This window comes from Nonomuraea sp. NPDC050663, from assembly GCF_044456985.1.
Taxonomy (GTDB): domain Bacteria; phylum Actinomycetota; class Actinomycetes; order Streptosporangiales; family Streptosporangiaceae; genus Nonomuraea.
On record NZ_JBITGL010000021.1, the window covers coordinates 57,147 to 75,243 of the forward strand.

Sequence of the window (18,097 nt, forward strand, 5' to 3'; positions counted from 1 at the left end):
AGTCCGCTCATAGCGCCAGGAAGGACAGCGGGCGCAGCCGTGTGCCGCCGCCTGCGCGGTGGAGGCGGGCGATCATCTTGACCGCCCCGCGTGTGAGCGCTCGCGTGTCGGCACGGCGCTCGAACCAGCGCCAGTCCCCGGTGACGTTGGCTTCCAGGAAGACCGGTTCGTCCTGCCTGATCAGGAAGTCGAAGGCCGCGTACCCCAGCCCGAGCGCCTCCGCCAGCCGGCGGGTGGCGTTCACGACCGGCTCGGGCACCGGGCAGACGATCACCTGGACGGCGTCCTCGTCGAGCCAGAGCGACTCAGGTCTCTCCTTGACCACGCGGAAGGCGTGGATCTCCCCCCGCAGGTGGTAGACCCGTAGCTCGCAGTCATGGGGGACGTACTCCTGCAGAACCAGCGGCGCCTGGCAGGTCCAGCCCAGCACCTCGTCGTGTGGCACGACCTGGGCGAAGGCGCCGGCCAGCAGCCCGGGAGCGGCTTCGACGGCGTGACTGTCCAGGGCCTTGGCCACTACCCGCGACGTGCGCAGCAGGACGACATCGGTGCCGGGCCGCGTGGTGACCACCGTCTTCGGAACCTGGATGCCGAGGTCTCGTGCGACGGCGAGCTGGCGGAGCAGACCCGGTCCGGTGCCGAGCACGGGCGCCGCGGCGACGGTGTCCAGCTGGCTCAGCAGGGCGCGCCAGGCGTCGTTGCGGTAGCGGCGCACCGCGCTCATGGGATGCTCGGGCGCGGCACGCGGCGACAGGTGCCTGACCCACAGCACGGTCGGCCGTACCCCGTCGAAGAGCAAGCCGTCCGCGTCCACCAGGAGCGGCGTGTCCAGCCCGGCTCGCAGCGAAGGGATGCCCAACCGCCACAGCCCAGCCTGGAGCGCGTCCACTTCGGGGTCGCGTTCGCGGGCGAGGAAGACCGGACATGGGACGGCAGGCGTGCCGGCTCGTTCGCCCCCTGCGGAGGGCCGCAGGTCGATCATCCGCGATCGATCGCCGAGCTGCCACTCCAGTGGCTGGGTCACCGGTCCGGGCTCTCCATCCAGGCAGCCACCCGAGCGGCTGGAAGCGTGGCGCCACGTCCGAGGTAGTGATCCCTCGCGCGACAGGCCAGGACCGCGGCCTCGGCTGTCCGGCCATGATCGTGCCAGGCGCGGGCGATCTCGGCCAGGACGTCGCCGCGGAGGCATGGATCGTCCGTGCCGTCCAGCAGGGCGAGAGCGGTCTCGGCATGCTCCATACTGCCGATGCGGGCGCGCAGGCAGCAGACGACCAGCTCGGCGCGGAGCTCCAGCCCGTCGAAAGGCACGTCGTCGAAACCTTCTCCGGCCTGGAAACGCTCGCGGGCCGCGTACACACGCAACGTCTGGGCAGGCACGAGCAGGCCCATCGTGTGCAGGGCCCGAGCGGCCTCGCCGTACAGGTCGGCGGACCGGATGTGATCGCCGGCGAGCGAGCAGACGAGTGCGCGAACCTGGACGACCGCGGCCCCCGCCAGGCCCAGGTTGAGGTCGCGGGTGTGGCCGTCGGCGCGATCCAGCAGGCCGTGGGCCACCTCGATCTCACCACGCAGCGCCCGCAGCCTGGCCTCGGTGAAGTGCACCATCACCAGCAGCGCCCGATCGCCGGCGAACCGCTCCGCCAGCCCCGCGCAAAGCGACAGGCCCTCCTCCAGCGGCGCAGGTGACCACTGCGCCAGCTCGCACCGCGCGATCAGCAGTCGCTTCTCCTCATAGAGATCGCCCAGCGCACGGGCATGGTCCACCGCCGCCCGCATGGCCTGCTCCGCCCTGCCGATCTGCCCGGAGGCGAGCCACGTCAGCGCTCGCACCTGTTGCATCCGGCACCACCCGAAGTGGTCACCCGCCTCGGGTTCCGCCCCGCGGTACGGCATGACGGAGCCGTACCGCAGCGCGAGCAGATGCCGCTGAATGGCGAGGACGTGCCGCCCGCGCGTGTCGGCGAACGCGGGCGTGCTGCGCTCCAACAGGGCCGCGGCCTCCTCCCGGCGGCCCAGCAGGACGTACGCGTCGCACAACCGGATGACCAGCACCCGATGTCCGGGCTCCTCGACCGGCATCAGGACCAGCGCCCGTTCCAGCAGGTTGACCGCGGCCGACAGGTCCTTGCGGGTGAGCGCCTGGGTGCCGGCCTCGGCCAGGTGGGCGGCAGCGCGCCGGGCGAGCGGCACGTTGGCCGGGTCGGCCGGGCTGACCTCTCTGGCCAGCAGGCAGGCGGCTTCGAGATGGTAGGCCGTCTCGGGCAGGCCCTTCACCCGGTCGGCGATCCGCAGATGCCAGCCGCGCCGCTCGGCCTTGGGGGTCATCGAGTACACGACATCACGGGTGAGCGCCTGCGCGAAGCGGAAGCCGCCCCCGTCCCGCTCCACCAGGCGGCGGCGCTGCACCTGGGCGAGAGCGCCCGGCACCTCCTCCGGCACGTCGTGCAGTGCGGCCACCCCGTCGCCGCTGAAGTGGCGGCCGAACGCGGAGGCGAGGGCCAGTACCTTGCGTTCGCGGGGTTGCAGCCGGTCGATCCGGGCGGTCAGCAGCGCCTGGACCGTGGGCGGGATGGCGTTCTCGTCACCTTCGGCCAGCATGTCCATCATCAGCTCGGCGAACAGCGGGTTGCCGCCGCTGGCCTCCGTCACCCGGTCCAGCGTCCCGGCCGTCGAGTGCGCCACGACATCCGGCTCCAGGTGTGCCAGGAGCAGGTCGAGTTCGTCGGGGGCGAGCGGGCCGAGGTCCACTGTCGCCGCCGAGACCCAGCTCGGACGTGTTTCGAGCAGCTCAGGCCTGGCTACGCAGATCAGCAGCACCGGTAGCCCGGACAGTCCGGCGGCCAGTTCTTCCAGCAGGTCCAGCAGGGTGGGTTCGGCCCAGTGCAGATCCTCGCAGACCACGATCAGCGGCATGCGCGCGGCCAGCTCCTCGAGTTGGCGGCGCACCACCCAGGCGATCTCCTCCACCCCTCGGTCGGCGGCCAGGTACGCGGCCAGTTCCGCGCCGCCCGGCAGGTCGTCGAAGAGTTCGACGATCGGCTGGTAGGTGATGCCCTTGCCGTACGACTGGCAATGCCCGGTCAGCACCCGCGCCGCCCGCGGCGGCAACGCGGCCAGGAACTCGCGCACCAGCCGCGTCTTGCCCAGCCCCGGGACGCCCAGCACGGTGACCACCCTGCACTCCAGCTTTCGCACCACCCGCCGGAACGCATGCTCGAGCTCCTTCAGTTCCCCGGCCCGGCCGACGAACGGCGCCCGAGCCCGCTCAGGCGCCGCTTTCCGCGCGATGACCAGCCACGCGGGCACCGGCTTGGCCTTTCCCTTCAGCGTCAGCGACGGCACCGGACGCAACTCCATGAGATCGCGTACGGCTTGCGCCACGCTCTTGCCGATGAGGATCTCCCCGGCCCCGGCGGCCGACTGCAGCCGGGCGGCGGTGTTGACCGCATCCCCGACCACCCGCAGATCGCCGGTGGGCAGCGAGGTGGCGATCACCTCGCCGGAGAAGATCCCCGAATGCACGTCCAGCCCGCCGCCCAGCCCGCGGACGCCCGCCGTCACCTCCAGGGCGGCTCGTACCGCCCGGGCGGCGTCATCCTCGTGTGCCACCGGCATCCCGAAGACCGCCATGACGGCGTCGCCGATGAACTTCTCGATCACGCCGCCGTGCTCGCCGATGGCTTCGGTGCACACCCTGTAATAGCGGTCCATCAGGACGCGCAGAGGCTCGGGGTCCATCCCCTCCGCCAGGGTGGTCGAGCCGACCAGGTCGATGAAGAGCACCACGACGCTCTTGCGGCTGCTCAGCGCGGGGACGACGGCCAAGCTGGCGCCGCAGTGGCGGCAGAAGCGGTCCTGCGGCGTGGTCTCCGTCCGGCAGCCGGGGCACATCAGACCACCTTGACTTCATGGCCTTCCACGTCGGTGTCGTCGGCCTCCTCCAGCTTGGCCTTGATCGAGTTGAGCATCTCGACCTCGGGCTCGCTCAACGCGGCGAAGACGGCGCGCTGGCCGTCGGTGAGGAACTCCAGCGGGTGACCGGCTTCGAGCAAGGCGGTCAGGGCATCGAAGGGCATGATGGGTGGTCCTTTCTACACACGGCCTGAACTGGTCAGCACGAACTTGCCAAGCGCGTCGAGCAGCTCGTCGACGGCGGAGACAGGTGCTTCGGTACGGCTGAGCGCGGATTCCAGGCGGTGCAGCGGGGTGACCTCACGCCCCCGGATGGCCGTCACCAGCGCGAGCGTGATCGCGAGCTGGTTGGCGAGCTCGGTGAGCAGATCGATCGCGGCCAGTTCGCCGAAACGGTCGAGCGCCGGGTCGAGCACCTGCAGCACGCCGATGATGTGCTCGTCGAGCTCCAGCGGGGCGGCCATGAGCGTCTCGGGCACATAGCCGGTGCGCGCGGCGAACTCGCGGTCGAAACGGGGGTCGTCGCTCACGTCGCAGACCACGGTCTCGCCGGTCTGGAAGACCCAGCCCGCGACACCGTGTCCCGGCGGAATGGTCAGGCCCAGCAGGCGATCCTCGCCCTCTCCCGACGAGGCCTCGAAGATCAGCTGGTCGCGTCGCTCGTCGTAGAGGAAGATCGAGGCCGCAGCGGCTGAGAAGGTCAGCCTGCCCAGCCGTACAGTGGACCGCATCACCTCGGTGTGCGCGCCGGGCAGCAGCACCCGACCGAGCGAGGCAGTCAGAGAGTCGGGCATTTCTCGGCCCATGTCGGTCTCCTCAGATCCTGTTGTCGGCGATCGCGGCCAGGACGTACTTGAGCTGGCCGGTGGACAGGCCGGGGTGGTGCCCCAGGATGCGGGCGCACATTCCGGTGATGTGCGGAGTCGCGAAGCTGTTGCCGGACAGGCGTGACCGTCCACCACCCGGCTGGGGGACCTCGACGGCGACTCCACGGGCGAAGAACTCGACCGGTGGCTCCGGGTTGGCCTCCAGGTATTCGCCGTCCAGCTTGTTGTGCGATCCCACCGAGACGACGCCGGCGAAGTTCCACGGATAGCTGCGCACCGGCCTGTTGTGCGCGGAGGCGACGATGGTGACCCCGGCGAAGCAGGCGTGGTCCACCAGGTCGTGCAGAGCTTCCTTATACTCGGTGCGGCGGGTGGACAGGCTCAGGTTGACCAGATCGAAGCCCTGGTCGATAGCCCAGCTCAGCGCGGTCAGCAACACCTCGCCGCTGCCGCGCAGACCGCTGCCGAGCACCCGGACGCTGGTCAGGTCGCAGTCGGGGGCGACCGCGCGGATCACGCCCGCGCAGGCGGTGCCGTGACCTACCTGGTCCACCTCGGTGTCGGGGACGACGCGCAGGCGTTCGACGCCGTCGTCGCCCGGTTCGCCGGCCACGGTCAGCGGGGTGACCGGCCCGCCCAGACCGGGGTGCGTGGCGTCCACGCCGCTGTCGATCAAGCAGACCCGGACCCCGGACCCCTTGGACGAGCCCCAGGCCCACTCGCGGGTGATCTCGCATGGCAGGGCGAGCTGGGAGGAGTCCATGGCCGCGCCACGCGAGACGTGGGCGATCCGGAAGATCTGGGCGGTCATACCGGCATGGTCGGCACTGTCGTTCAGAGTTGCCTCATAGTCCGGTTACAGTGCAGCCCGGCCAGGCCGAGCTTGAGCCGTCCATGCGGCTTGGGCGGCGGCTCAGCGTGCAGGACGAACTCGTCCTGCTCCTCTTCGAGTTCGGTCACCAGGTCGGAGATCGTCCGGCTGGCGGACACCTCGGCCGCCGCCAGGCGCAACGCGGAGGGCAGGTAGCCGCAGAGCAGGGCCAGCCGGTCCAGGTCCTCGACCTGCGTGTGTAACAGGTCGGGCCGGATGAGGCGGGTCAGCAGCTCACGCGCCTCGCCGGCGGACAGCGGCGGCAGCCGCAGAGGGCGGGCGCCGTTCAGCGCGATCAGCCCGCTCAGGCTCTCCCGGCTCGTGACCAGGGTGAGGCTGCCGCCGATACCCGGCAGGAGTGGCCTGACCTGCTCGGAGGTGACCACGTTGTCGAGCAGGATCAGCATGCGCCGATCAGCCATCTGGGTGCGGTAGAGCGCGGCGGCTTCCTCCGGGTCAAGGTCTCGGTCGTCCTCGCTGGCGTCCAGGGCTCGCAGCAGGCGGGAGAGAGCGCGGCGGGAGCCGTACTCGTTCAGATCGAGGTGGAGCTGCCCGTCGGGGAAGCGGTCGCGGGCGAGGTGCGCCCAATGCACCGCGAGCGCGGTCTTGCCGGTCCCCGCCGCACCCAGGAGTGCCACGGTGAGCGGCGTCGAGAGCTCGCGGGTCGTGTCGTCGAGCCAGCGGAGCTGGCCGGCGCGGCCGGTGAACGCGGAGACGCTCGGGGGGAGCTGGGCGGGGACGCGCGTCTCCGGCCACTCCCGTGGAGGGGATGCCTGATCTGGCAGGAGGTTCGGGTCGTTGCGCAGGATTGCCAGTTCCAGCCGCTGGAAATCAGGGCCGGGGTCGAGGCCCATCTCCTCGGCCAGACCCCGCCGGGCCGTCCGGGCCGTTTCGAGGGCGACGTTGGGCTGGCCGCATCGGTAGAACGCGGTCATCAGCTGGCAGGTCAGCCGCTCCCGGAAGGGGTGCGCGCGGGTCAGCTCAGTGAGCACCTCCAGCAGGTCGCGGTGACGGCCCAGACGCAACTCCGCGTCGAGTCTGTCCTCCAGCGCGGTCAGCCGAGCCTCCTCCAGGCCGCCGCCCAGGCGTTCCTGCACTTGCGGAAGGGCCGCCCCGGCCAGCGCCGGTCCGCGCCACAAGCCCAGCGCGGTCTCCAGCAGGGTCACCCGGGTGTGGTCGTCGGCGGCGAGGCGGGCCTGTTGGACCAGCTCGCGGAAGCGGTACACGTCGATCGCGCGTGGATCGGTGCGCAGCAGGTAGCCCGATCCTTGGGAGACCAGGTCGACTTCGGCGATCTGCCTGAAGGCTGTCCGGAGCTGGGAGACGGCGACCCGGATGGCGTGCTCGGCCGTGCGCGGTGGCGACTCCGGCCAGGTGAGGTCGACGAGGCGGGCCACTGGAACCGGCCGGTTGGCCTCCAGCGCCAGGATGGCCAGGGTCAGTCGCTGTTTGCGCGGCCCCAGCCCGAGGCGGTGTCCGTCGTGGTAGGCCTCGACGGCACCGAGCAGGCGGATCTCGATCATGTTTTCCACTGTGCGGCCGCCTGCTGAGGGGCGACATCGGCGCTCCAACCCCCCATAAATTGTAGTGTTTTCGTCATTGATGGGGGATCGTGCCCCAGAAAGCGTCAGCGGGGCAGCTCGGCGGCCAGGTTGCACAGCCCGGCACGATCGGTGCGCCCGGTCTTCAGCAACAGGCTTGCCACATGCTTCTCCACGGTTCGCGGCGAGATGAACAGCAGCTTGGCGATCTCCACGTTCCCCCGCCGCTCGGCCAGCAGCGCGAAGACCTCGTGCTCCCGCACGGTCACCCCCAGCCGCCGCAGTTGCTCGGGAATGCGCTCGTGCCCGCTGCGCCGGTGCGCCGCCCCCACCCCGGCCTGGCGCAGCAACGTCCGGCACGCTCCGGCCACCGCCGGGACGCCCGCCTCGTAGAAGTACTCCTCGGCCGTGCGCAACCAGGTGGGCGCATCACCCCACCCATCGGCGACCGCCGCTTCCGCTACCAGCCGCAACCCCAGGTTCGTTGCCATCCGGTACGGCCTCGCCGTCTCCCTGGCCTCTTCGACCAGGGCGCGCGCCTCTTCTCCCCGCCCTGACCTGCCCAGCGCCACCGCCTCCGCCAGCAGCGCGAAGTGCCGGTTCCACCTCAGCATCCCCGCTGGACTCGCCCCGATCTCCGCGCACTCGGCCGCATCCGTCCGATCGGCCAGAGCGTCCAGCAGCAGAGCCAGACCGAACCGGCCGGTCAACGAATAGAACCCCGGGCGCCCGTCCTCCCACTCCCTGGCGCGGCCCAGGGACTCGGCGGCGGCCATCCGATCCTCTTCGAGTAACGCGCAGACTGCCTGGCACAGGCCGTGCGACAGCGCCACGTAGTCGCTGTCCTCACCGCCCCACCTGCGGAACGCGGTCAGAGCCTCGTCCATCTCCCTGCGCCTGCCCTGGTGTGCGGCGGAGGTCGCCTGTGCGAGCAGCATGTACTGGGTGTAGTCAGCATGACTGAGCCGGATGTTGGTCTCGGCCCATGACACCGCCAGCGCCTCCGCCTCCGCGAAGTCGCCACGCATGGCGTGCAACATCGCCAGCGTTGCCTGGGCGGTGTACACCGTGGTCACAGCGCCGGCCCCGACCGCCTGCCGTATCGCATGCTCCACATGGGAGGTGTCGCCGTCGCGCAGGCTCGCGTTGACCGCCAGCCGGAACAGCGCGCGGATCCGCCACAGGCCCAGACCGTGCTCCTCGGCGGTGGCGAGCACCTTGGCGAGGTGCCGGTCAGCCTCGGCCAGGCCCTGCTGCCGCACCAGGTGGGCCAGCAGCTCCCACGCCTGGCAGGCCACTTCGGGCAGGGGCAGCCGCGCGGCGGTCTGCGCCGCGCGGCGGGCGAGCCGCTCCGGCTGCCGGTCGCAGAGACGCGTCAGGAGACGGGCTTCGACCACGTCCAGGGCAGCGGCGGGAGCCTCGTCCCAGTGGGCTTCCAGCAGCTCCCGTCCCGCGGCGACGTGGGTCATCCCCTCGTCGAAGCGGCCGAGTTCTGCGGCGACCCAGGCCGCCTTGACGCGGAGTGCGATCCGGCAGGCCGACGGGACACCCGAGCAGTCCAGTTCGGAGACCTCATCGGCCAGCGCCACGGCCCGCGCCGCCTGCCCGCCTTCGGACAGCGCGTGCAGCAGCGAGACCAGCACCTCCGCCCGCACCTCGGGGAGGTCGTCCCGCAGCCGCTCGTAGGCGTTCTCCAGCAGGCTGATCGCCGCCCCGGCGGCGCCGATCTCCAGCAGCCGTATCCCGGCGTCGGCCAGCAGCCGTCCCGCCTCCGACTGCTCGCCGGCCACCACGTGCAGGCCGGCCACCACCCGACACCACTCGCCGGGAAGGCCGGGCTGGAGGGCGGTGACCGCGGCCACCGCCCGGCGGGCGATCATCGTGCGTTCGGTCGGAATCAGGTTGCCGAGCAGAGCCTCGGCGGTGAGCGTATGACGGAAGGTGTACCAGCCGGTCTCGGCTTCGTCGGCCTTGATGAGCTGCGCGGCCACCCCCGCGCGCAGGAACGCCAGCATGTCGCGATCCGACAGCCCGACGATCGCCTGCAGCGGCGCGACAGGGAAACGCCGCCCGAAGATCGCGGCAGCGTGCAGGATCTTCTGGCCGGCCGGGCCGATCTGCTCGGCGCGTACGGCGATGCTCTCGATCAGCGTGACCGGCACCTGGGTGGCGGGGTCGCTGGTCAGCTGCCATCGCCCAGCCTCCAGTTCCAGGGCGCCGTTCCCGGCCATCGCGCTGAGCAGTTCCTCGACCACGAACGGGTTGCCGTCGGCGGTGTGCTCCAGATGGCGCAGCAGCCGGGGCGGCAACTCGTCGGGATCGCAGCCGAGGCAGGCGGCGGCCAGGGCGCCCAGGTCGGCGCCGGTCAGCGGTTCGAGCCCGATCAGGGTGGCAGCCCGTCGCCGGGCGCAGTCGTCGGCCACCCGCTGCGCCTGGCTGCTGTGCCCACGCAGGTTGGCCAGGAGCATGATCGGCAGGCCGTCGAGGTTGTCGGCGAGATACTCCACCACCGCGAGCGTCTGTGCATCGGCGTCGTGCAGATCCTCCAGGACCAGGACGACACCCCGGTCGCGGCCGATCGCGATCAGCAGCCGGAGCACGGCCTCCGACAGCACGATGAGCGATTCGAGATGCTCGGGGCCCTGCGTGCTCCGCCACTCCGGCAGGAGGGTGGTCAGCGCGGGCAGGTAGGCGTCGAGCGTGGGATCGTTCGGGGGGCCATGGGTTCTGGCGAAGGAGAACAGAGCCTCCCTGAGCGGCTTGAACGACACATCGCGGCTGGAGCCGCTACCGCGGCCACGTAGCACGACCATGCCGTCGTCCAGCGCTTGAAGGGTACAGTCGGCGACCAGCCTGGACTTTCCGATCCCGGCATCCCCGATCAGAAAGACGGCGCCGCCGCGCCTCTGCCGTACGTCGTGCAGGTGCGCGGTGAGAAGCGCATTCTCCCGATCTCGGCCGATCAGCAGGGGTGAGCGAAAGCGCATGGCGTCAGGTTAGGCACCGCTTGATCAGGAGATCATCACCCGCGCGGCGGGTTTCGATCGGCTACTCCGCGACTGCGGGTGGTTAGTAATAGCCCGAAATCACCTCTTGAGCACCTATTGACCCTTATGGCGAGCGAGTCGACGGTCGTCGTCGCGGTCACGGTGAAGCGGAGACCGCTCCGCGGTGCTCACCACGCACGACGGGGCACTCACGTGAGGGAGGTCAACCCGCTGCTGTGGGGTGTCGGCCAGATCCCCGCCGGTCACCTGGCCGACCGCATCGGCCGCAAGCCCTTGATCGTCGGTGGCATGCTCGTCCAGTCGGGCGGGTTCGTCCTGGCCCTGGCCCTGCTGGACCGGCCGCTCCTGGCCGGCATCCTCTCAGCTGTCGCGCTCGGCATCGGTACCGTCATGGTCTACCCGACGCTGATCGCCTCGGTCTCCGACCACGCCCATCCCGCGTGGCGCATCCACGCGCTGGGCACCTACAGGTTCTGGCGGGACATCGGGTACGCCGCGGGCGCCCTGGTCGCCGGAGTCCTCGCCGACGCCCTGGGGCTGAACGCCACGGTGATCGCGGCCGCGGTCCTCACCGCCGCCTCCGGCCTGCTGGCCGCCCGCTGGATCACCGAGCGGTGACCAGCGGTCTGTCCAGCACAAGGCCGCTGCCCGAGCGTCGGACAGCGGCCGTTCTGCGTGTCTGACGACCTTAGACGGTCAGGTCACTTCATCCGTGCCCTGGTGCGGTAGCGGTCGACGAAGCGGACCGTGGTCGTCCCCAGGCCCCCCGCGCTGACGATCACGCTGCGGCCCGGGGATGACGGGCCGCCGTTCACGCGGTGGCTGATCGCCACCCTGATCGGTCGTCCCGCGCCCGTTGCCGTTTCGGTGACGCGGCAGTTGGTCGGCTGGGGGAGGGACAGCGGGCGCGGGAGGCGGATCAGGCCGGTCCGGCCCCTGGCGACGCTCCAGGTGGCCCGGTGGCCGTCCTGGCATACCGCCTCGATGCGCACCAGGCCGGTGCGCAAGCCTCGCGGGTCCTTGATCAGCTTCTCTAGGGCGAGGCTGCCGCCCCAGGGGACGAAACGGTCAGTGAAGCGGCAGGTGTGGTCCGGGCTACCCGGGCTGATGTCGACGCTGGCGGTGGCGTCGACGATCGGGAAGGACTCGCCGTCGCACACGATCGACGTCAGTTCCCAGTAGCCGGACGCGGTCTGCCGGTCCAGCTCGGTGACGAAGTAGCGGCCGGGCGTGAGGTTGTTCAGGGTGAAGGAGTCCGGGTTGCGCCCCGGGGCGGTGGTGACGCTCTCGCGCTGGGGGCCGCGCTCCCTCGCCCGGGCGGCGATGCGGGGGTCTGCGGAGCGGATCAGGAAGTCGGCTCTGCCGTACCCGCCGATGGTGAGCTTCTCCACGCGCAGTCGCTCGTTGGGCGTGAACTCGTTGGTGAACACGCAGTTCACCGGGCTGTCCGTCAGCGTCACCCGATACTCGACGCGCATGCCCGTGGCGCGGGACATCCTGCCGCGCGAGGCCACGTCGTCGACGTCAACGCACTCCATGCCCAAGGGTGACCAGGAGCCGGCCTCGGTCGGAGCGGGCAGCGTCTCGGTGAGGACGTAGTCGCCGGCGACGGCATTGGTCACCACGCCGGCGAGTTCGCTGACACCTTCCTGCGTGGTGGTGGCCGTGCCAACCGGCTCGGTGACGCCCCTCGGCCGGGTCACCTCATAGCTGAACGGACCGCCGACTCCGCCGATGGTCCGCTTGAACAGCGAGATGCCGTTGGCGAAGACCCGCGTGTTGACGTAGGTGCAGGTGACGGTGTCCTCGCCCGCCAGCGTCACCTCGACTCTCGCGCCGCTGACCGTGGTCTCGCTCTGGCCTGTGGCGGACGTGCAGGTCACCGAGTCCAGCTCCCAGCCATCCGGGACGTTCTCGGTGAAGTCCCAGGGTTCGTCGACCGGCCGCGTTTCGCCGCGGTAGAAGGTGATCGACCCAGGAGATCCCGGAGCGGCGCTGAGGTCGAAGGCGCCCCCGGGGTTGTAGGAGACGTTCCCGTTGTAGGAGAAGGTGTGCTTGTCCTGGCCGCCCCCGACGACCTCCTTGCGGACGATGATCGTCCCGGCGTCGGGCGGCGGGGTGACGGCGTAGTAGTAGCAGAACACGTGCGTACGGCCGGCCGGGAAGGAAATGCTCTCGACGTTGTCACCGTTGAGATCGTCCACGGCGCAGCGCAGCGCGCCGAAACCATAGACGCCGCGGCCGAACACCGAGGCGAGAAGCGGGTCGTTCGTGTATCCGCCCTGCACCCACAGCCGTCCCTGGTTGAGCAGATTCAGCTGGGCCTGGGTCAGGGTGACGGTCACCGCGCCTTCAAGGTCGTTGCCGGTCGGCTGGCCCAGGCCGTCGAGCCACGGCGTGGAAGGCAGGGTGCCGGGGGTCGTGCCGGCCGCGCCGCTCACCACGCTCAGCAGGTCCACCCGGTTGCCCGCGATCCCGCTGCCCCAGGTGAAGCGCCACCCGATCAGGGGGTCGCAGTTGGGGTGGTTGGGCTCCTCGATGGCCGGGTCGATCGGCTGGCCTGCGGTGTAGACAGAATCCTTGCCCAGGTCGCGCAGCGACTCCTGGATGTTGTTGCGGGCCAGATTGGCCATGATGTCCGTGTACTCAGGGCACTGGCGGGCCACGAACGTCACCTGCCGGGGCTGGTCGGCGCGCCGCTTCGGCGCCCGCTTGACCGCTGCCGCCGCCGTACTTCGCACGGGGCTCGACTGGCTCGCTTCCGCTCTCTGCGGCGCCGTGCGCGTCGGGGGCGAAGCCGCCGCGGGTACGGCGACGCCGCCGGCCGCGAGCACCAGGGCGATCAACGGGGCCATCCACGATGTCAACATGTGATCAACTTTGTGCCGGGTGGCAGCGTAAGCCGCGCGAACGCCACGCAACCCTGACCGAGGATTAATCTGCGCAAGGGCGGTCATTGCCTTGCATAGCCGTCGTCGTCGCGGCGCGTGTCGCTTGCCGTACCTGGCCTCCAACCTGGGTCGGCGGGAGGGCGATAGCCTCCGTGGCAACCCGACGAGACAGCTGGAGCAGGTCATGAAGTTTCGAGCCGCCGTGGAGCCCGTGGAGCCCATGAGGGGGCTGGAGGTGCCCGAAGAGGTCGTCGACGCGCTCGGGGGAGGCAAGCGGCCGAGGGTGATCATCACGGTCAACGGGCACTCGTGGAAGAGCCGGGTGGCCATCATGCGTGGCCGGTACCTGCTCGGCCTGAGCAACGCCAACCGGCAGGCCGCCGGCGTCGTGACGGGGGATGAGGTCGAAGTGGAGGTGGAGCTCGACTCCGAGCCTCCCGTGGTGGTCGAGCCCGAGGATTTCGCCCAGGCTCTGGACGCCGACCCGAACGCACGCGCGGCCTACGAGCGGCTGGCCCACAGCCGCAAGCGCGAGCACGTGCTGGCCATCGAGGGGGCGAAGAAGCCCGAGACGCGCGCACGGCGGATCGAGAAGGCGCTGGCGGCACTGCGGGACGGGTGAACCGATGAATTCCCTCGTCGGGCGGAGTCGGTACCCGTGAGCAGTTCACACGGACGAGGGGAAGGACTCTGCTGTGGCGAGATTCGTGACCATCGGATACGGAGACCAGGACGGCTACGACAGCACGGATGCGGCGGTGCGGGACGAGGCGCACGCGCATGACGCCCGGCTGGTGGAGGGCGGGGCCATCACGGGCATCGCCGGCAGTCCTGTGCGGGTGCGCAACCACGACGGTGCCGGTGTGACCGTGGAGAAGGGCTCCTACATGTCCTCGGCTCTGCCGGTGGCCGGGTTCGGGATCATCGAGGCGGCGAGCCTGGAGGAGGCCATCGAGCTCGTGTCGAAGACGCCGTGCGCGGTGGCGCAGGGCGTGGTCGAGGTGTGGCCGTTGAGCGAGGCGCCCTAGCAGTGGCCCAGGCGGTGACGCACCCACTCGGGGTGGGGCTCGCCGACCTCTATGCTGTTCTCGTCGAGAGCGTTGGCGATGTGGAAACGGCCTGTCTCGAACACGAACTCCACGGCCAGGGTTCCCGCTGCGAGATCGCGACGTGAAGGCCGCCACTCAAGCAGGGTGACCTCGCGCAACGTCTGGCCGCCAAAGGGCTCAAGCCGTTCGTCGCCGGACCATGCCGGAGTCAGCTCGTCGTCCTCCCAGCCGGAGATCGCGGCCGTGGTGTCGATGGTGTTCCAGGTGATCGAGAGCTCGTCGAACTTCGAGTGGGTGATCTCCGCTTGGATGCCGTCGAAGCCCAGGACGACAGGGCATTCGGCATACCAGTCGCCGTCCTCGACAAAACGCACCACGGCAGAGCGAGTCAGGGTTCGGCCCGCCAGCGCGGCCAGGGCCGGTCCGTGTTGCTTGCGGATGGCCTTGAGGCCGACGAGAAAGGTCGGCTCGTAGCCGGGGATGCCCATCACGACAGGGGATTGTCCAGTCTCGCCGCGAAACCGGCCAGTCGATAGCCGGCGCGGTCCACGGTTCGCACCGGTCATCAACCACTGGTGGCTACCGGTTGCGCCAGTCTCGGATGCCTGACCACGCCGCGCCGAGCGCCAGCAAGGCGGTGAAGGCGATCATGACGTAGTGGTGAGTCAGGTCGGCGATCCGGGCGGCGATGACATGCTCGGGGTTCCTGGGGTCGTAGATGACCTCCATCGTGTCTCCGGGCCGTAGGCCCTGCGCGTCGGTCGAGTCGGACAACGCGGCGAAGATCGTTTCACCTGTCTCGGTCTTGAAGAAGACCGAGATGGGATCCTTGCCCCGCGCGCGATCCTCCACCGTGGCGATCGACGCTGTGGTGCGTATCCCGCCGTCCAAGATGGTCGCACTCCGTCGCATCTCAGCGACCGAGTAAACGGTCGTGCCGAGAAAGAAGAGCGCGACCAGAGCGGTTAAGAAGGCCCGGAATTCTAGAGACACTCCACCCCCGGTTGTCGCCAGGCATCGATACCTGCAGAACGGTTAGGCGACTCACCCCGGTGCGTGAGCCTTGATGGCCACGCTGGTCAGCGCGAGCAGCAACTCCAGGTCCGGCTCGTTGTCGATGTTCAACGACACCCAGGCCTCGTCACCGCACGCATGCACCTGACCCGACTCCCACAGCTGGGGCTCTAGCCTCTGGATCACGGGGGCGGTGAGGTGGAGAAGCATCCCGTCCCGGCCGATGGACCTGAGGATCGGGGTCCCCGCAACGCTTGCGGCGACGCCGCGGGCCGTCTCCCGGACGGCGAGCGCTGACCAGTGCCGTAACTCGCGAACGGCGCGGGCGACATACGCGCCGTGCTGGACCGTCGGACGACCGACAGGAGTCCGTGCCATGCCTTCATGCTGCTCGCCGCTGCACGTCTGGTCACGAGCCGTTCCTCAACTGTTATCAATTTCAACGACATCCGCGAGCAGGCTAGGGTCGGGCCAGGATCGGAGCCACAAGCGGGGCAGGAGCGGGATGGCGCGGGCATCAACCCGGACGTTCGCCGTAGCCGTCGTCCTGGCCGTGGTCTCCCCGGTTCTGGCCGCCGCGGCCCTGGTCATGAATGCCGTCCTGCCCGACGAGTGGCGGCTGCCCGGCATGTTCACGCCGCTGAGCGTCGCGGGATTCGCCTTCCCCGTGCTCGGGGCTTTCCTGCTGGCGTCCCGGCCGCGGCTGAGGCTGGCGTGGATGATGTGCCTGGGTGGGCTGGGTGGCGCCGTCTACGAGTTCTTTCGTGCTCTGATGCTGACCACCGCGGCCGCCGGGGACCCCGTCCTGGCGGGGTGGGTGCGGTTCCCGGCGCACTTCGGGTGGGCGGCTTCCAGTCTCCTGCTGGAGGTGCTGCTCCCGCTCTACTCCCCGGACGGCCGGCTGCCGTCGCGGCGCTGGCGCTGGGTGGCGTGGCTGGGCGTGGCCTCGATCGGCGTCGAGCTGGTCCGCCAGGTGTTCAGGCCGGGCCCACCGGCCAAGGGATACCCGCTGCCCGCCCGCATCCCCAACCCGCTGGAGATCGCGACGCTGGGGCCGTACGACGCGGCGATCTGGACCGTGGCGTGGGCCGGGATCCTGGTGGCGCTGCCGCTGGCCGCCCTGTCGCTGCTGGTGCGTTTCCGGCGGGCCGATCCGGTGAGCAGGCGGCAGATCGGCTGGCCGCTGTTCGCCCTGGGCGGCTACATCGTCTTCATGATCGTCGGCCTGGTCGTGCCCGCGCTGGACTGGGTGCAGATCGTCTGGGCGGCGTTCATCCCGGTCGCGCTGGTGTTCTCGGTGATGCGCTACCGCCTGTACGGGATCGACACCGTGCTGAGCAGGGCGTTCGTCGCGGCTGGGCTGCTGGTGGTGATCGCCGCGGTGTACCTGGGGGTGGCGGGTGTTTCGAGCCTGCTGATGTCGGGATACGACCACATCGCGGGGCTGGTGTCGGCCCTCCTCACCGGCGCGTTCTTCCAGCCGCTGCGCCGTACCCTGCAACGGGCCGTCGACCGGCTCTTCTACGGGCCGGTGGGGGATCCGGGCGCGCTGGTCGCGCTCCTGATCCAGGAGGTGCGGCAGGGCGATCCCGAGCAGGCGCTGGCGTCGGTGGCGAAGGTGCTGCGCAGGGGGCTTGCGGTGCAGTGGGTCGCGGTCGAGGTGACCGGCGTGCGCCTGGTCTCGACGGGTGCGCCAGGCGATCAACCCGGCGTCTCGACGGGTGCGCCAGGCGACCAGGCGGGCGACTCCAAGGGCGCGCCGCACGAGCGGGGTACGGCAGGCGGGCAGGGGGGTGGCTCCCCGCGTGAGGTGCCGCTGGTCTGGCATGGCGAGTGGGTGGGGCGGCTCCTGGTGGGCTCGCCCACGCCGCGCAGGTTCCCCGTCGCGCACGACGAGCGGGTGCTCGCGGCGCTGGTGCCGTACGTGGCCGACGTGGCGCATGCCGTACGCATGGCGGCCGACCTGCAGCGTTCGCGTGAGCGGCTCGTCGTGGCCCGCGAGGAGGAGCGGCGGCGCCTGCGCCGCGACCTGCACGACGGCCTGGGCCGGGCGCTCACGGGCATGGCCACGATCGTCAGCGAGGCCCGCGGCACCCTGAAGGACTCTCCTGACGCCGCCGACGGGCTGCTGAGGGAGTTGCGTTCGTCCATGGACACGGTCACCGACGACCTGCGGCAGCTGGTGCACAGTCTGCGTCCGCCTGCTCTCGACGACCTGGGCCTGGAGGACGCGCTGCGGGCTCTGGCGGGGCCTGGCGGGCCCGCCACGGAGATGACGTTCGCCGGTGACCTGTCCGACCTGCCCGCCGTGGTCGAGGTGGCCGTCTATCGGATCGTCTCCGAGGCGCTCAGCACCGTTCGTGATCACGCCACCGAGGTCAGGGTCTCGGTGCGGCGCGAACCCTCGGCGTTGCACCTGGTCATCAACGATGACGCGCCGCCACCGGGGAGCCTGCGGGGCAGCGGGCGGGCCTTGATGCGCGAGCGTACGGCGGAGCTCGGTGGGATCTGCCTCATCACAGGGGATCGGGACGGGGGCACCACGGTGACGGTCACGCTTCCGCTTGCGGCGCGGCCCTCTCAGCGGCCGCCCTTGGCCACGTAATCGGCGGGGTCGTAGTGGAGGCGCAGCCGCTGGATCCTGCCTTCGGCGTGCGTGAAGAACTCGGCGAGCCTGACGACTCCCTTGGGCAGGTGGGCGTCGTAGAGCACGGCCGTCTCGTCGGCGTCGTTGACCTCCTGGATCAGATCGATGGCTCCGACATTGGCGATGAACCCCTTGACTCCCTGCAGGAAGCGGGCCGCGCCGGTGACCTGTCCGGCGATCGGCCCTTCGAACCGGAGGTCGTCGGCCAGCAGGGGTGCGAGCTCCTCTCCTTCCCCGTAGGCCTCGATCCCGCTGGTGAGGACTCGGTAGTACGCCTGGATCACCGAAGGCGCGTCGATGCTGACGACAGGCATGTCGATCTCCTCATCTGGTCTGG

Annotated in this window: 16 protein-coding genes; 4 read left to right on the plus strand and 12 right to left on the minus strand. The window is 70.4% G+C overall.

Annotated elements, in window-relative coordinates; genetic code table 11:
- Positions 1-7: 7 nt before the first annotated feature.
- The 7 genes from ACIBH1_RS41885 to ACIBH1_RS41915 all read right to left on the minus strand — a co-directional run bounded on the left by ACIBH1_RS41885 (position 8) and on the right by ACIBH1_RS41915 (position 10,138).
- Complete coding sequence (locus ACIBH1_RS41885) at positions 8-1,024, minus strand: RimK family alpha-L-glutamate ligase (protein WP_397319647.1); 1,017 nt, start codon at positions 1,022-1,024, stop codon at positions 8-10.
- The gene (locus ACIBH1_RS41890) at positions 1,021-3,891 is read right to left on the minus strand and encodes an AAA family ATPase (protein WP_397319648.1); all 2,871 of its coding nucleotides are present in this window, start codon (positions 3,889-3,891) and stop codon (positions 1,021-1,023) included. The genes ACIBH1_RS41885 and ACIBH1_RS41890 overlap by 4 nt, the downstream gene beginning before the upstream one ends.
- Positions 3,891-4,076: an aroma-sacti cluster domain-containing protein gene (locus tag ACIBH1_RS41895; RefSeq protein WP_397319649.1), complete on the minus strand. Its 186-nt coding sequence runs from the start codon at positions 4,074-4,076 to the stop codon at positions 3,891-3,893. The genes ACIBH1_RS41890 and ACIBH1_RS41895 overlap by 1 nt, the downstream gene beginning before the upstream one ends.
- Before the next feature lie 15 nt (positions 4,077-4,091).
- Positions 4,092-4,718, minus strand: coding sequence for a GAF domain-containing protein (locus ACIBH1_RS41900; protein ID WP_397319650.1), 627 nt, complete (start codon positions 4,716-4,718; stop codon positions 4,092-4,094).
- Positions 4,719-4,728: 10 nt separating this feature from the next.
- Positions 4,729-5,550 (minus strand): S8 family serine peptidase, encoded by an 822-nt coding sequence (locus tag ACIBH1_RS41905; protein ID WP_397319651.1) that lies wholly within the window; start codon positions 5,548-5,550, stop codon positions 4,729-4,731.
- 23 nt (positions 5,551-5,573) lie between these two features.
- Positions 5,574-7,133: a BTAD domain-containing putative transcriptional regulator gene (locus tag ACIBH1_RS41910; protein WP_397319652.1), complete on the minus strand. Its 1,560-nt coding sequence runs from the start codon at positions 7,131-7,133 to the stop codon at positions 5,574-5,576.
- 104 nt (positions 7,134-7,237) lie between these two features.
- Positions 7,238-10,138: an AAA family ATPase gene (locus ACIBH1_RS41915; RefSeq protein WP_397319653.1), complete on the minus strand. Its 2,901-nt coding sequence runs from the start codon at positions 10,136-10,138 to the stop codon at positions 7,238-7,240.
- 213 nt (positions 10,139-10,351) lie between these two features.
- Here ACIBH1_RS41915 and ACIBH1_RS41920 point away from each other — a divergent pair, with 213 nt between their 5' ends.
- Positions 10,352-10,777, plus strand: coding sequence for an MFS transporter (locus tag ACIBH1_RS41920; RefSeq protein WP_397319654.1), 426 nt, complete (start codon positions 10,352-10,354; stop codon positions 10,775-10,777).
- Positions 10,778-10,860: 83 nt separating this feature from the next.
- Here the strand turns inward: ACIBH1_RS41920 and ACIBH1_RS41925 are convergent, their stop codons facing one another.
- Positions 10,861-13,029 carry a hypothetical protein gene (locus ACIBH1_RS41925; RefSeq protein ID WP_397319655.1) on the minus strand — a complete coding sequence of 723 codons (2,169 nt, stop codon included), beginning with the start codon at positions 13,027-13,029 and terminating at the stop codon, positions 10,861-10,863.
- Between the two features lie 205 nt (positions 13,030-13,234).
- Between ACIBH1_RS41925 and ACIBH1_RS41930 the strand changes: the two genes are divergently transcribed.
- Positions 13,235-13,672 carry a YdeI/OmpD-associated family protein gene (locus ACIBH1_RS41930; protein ID WP_397319656.1) on the plus strand — a complete coding sequence of 146 codons (438 nt, stop codon included), beginning with the start codon at positions 13,235-13,237 and terminating at the stop codon, positions 13,670-13,672.
- 73 nt (positions 13,673-13,745) lie between these two features.
- The gene (locus tag ACIBH1_RS41935; protein ID WP_397319657.1) at positions 13,746-14,078 is read left to right on the plus strand and encodes a YciI family protein; all 333 of its coding nucleotides are present in this window, start codon (positions 13,746-13,748) and stop codon (positions 14,076-14,078) included.
- Here ACIBH1_RS41935 and ACIBH1_RS41940 read toward each other — a convergent pair.
- The 3 genes from ACIBH1_RS41940 to ACIBH1_RS41950 all read right to left on the minus strand — a co-directional run bounded on the left by ACIBH1_RS41940 (position 14,075) and on the right by ACIBH1_RS41950 (position 15,491).
- Positions 14,075-14,590: a hypothetical protein gene (locus ACIBH1_RS41940; RefSeq protein WP_397319658.1), complete on the minus strand. Its 516-nt coding sequence runs from the start codon at positions 14,588-14,590 to the stop codon at positions 14,075-14,077. The two genes, ACIBH1_RS41935 and ACIBH1_RS41940, sit on opposite strands and share 4 nt — an antisense overlap.
- An 88-nt stretch (positions 14,591-14,678) precedes the next feature.
- Positions 14,679-15,092, minus strand: a complete 414-nt coding sequence (locus ACIBH1_RS41945; protein ID WP_397319659.1) for a DUF3592 domain-containing protein — start codon at positions 15,090-15,092, stop codon at positions 14,679-14,681.
- Positions 15,093-15,143: 51 nt separating this feature from the next.
- Entirely contained in the window at positions 15,144-15,491 is a 348-nt protein-coding gene (locus ACIBH1_RS41950; RefSeq protein ID WP_397319660.1) for a luciferase family protein, read from the minus strand.
- 127 nt (positions 15,492-15,618) lie between these two features.
- On the opposite strand from ACIBH1_RS41950, the gene ACIBH1_RS41955 reads away from it, so the two are divergent.
- Positions 15,619-17,718: a sensor histidine kinase gene (locus tag ACIBH1_RS41955; protein ID WP_397319661.1), complete on the plus strand. Its 2,100-nt coding sequence runs from the start codon at positions 15,619-15,621 to the stop codon at positions 17,716-17,718.
- Here ACIBH1_RS41955 and ACIBH1_RS41960 read toward each other — a convergent pair.
- Entirely contained in the window at positions 17,694-18,074 is a 381-nt protein-coding gene (locus ACIBH1_RS41960) for a nuclear transport factor 2 family protein (RefSeq protein ID WP_397319662.1), read from the minus strand. The genes ACIBH1_RS41955 and ACIBH1_RS41960 overlap by 25 nt on opposite strands.
- Positions 18,075-18,097 lie beyond the last annotated feature (23 nt).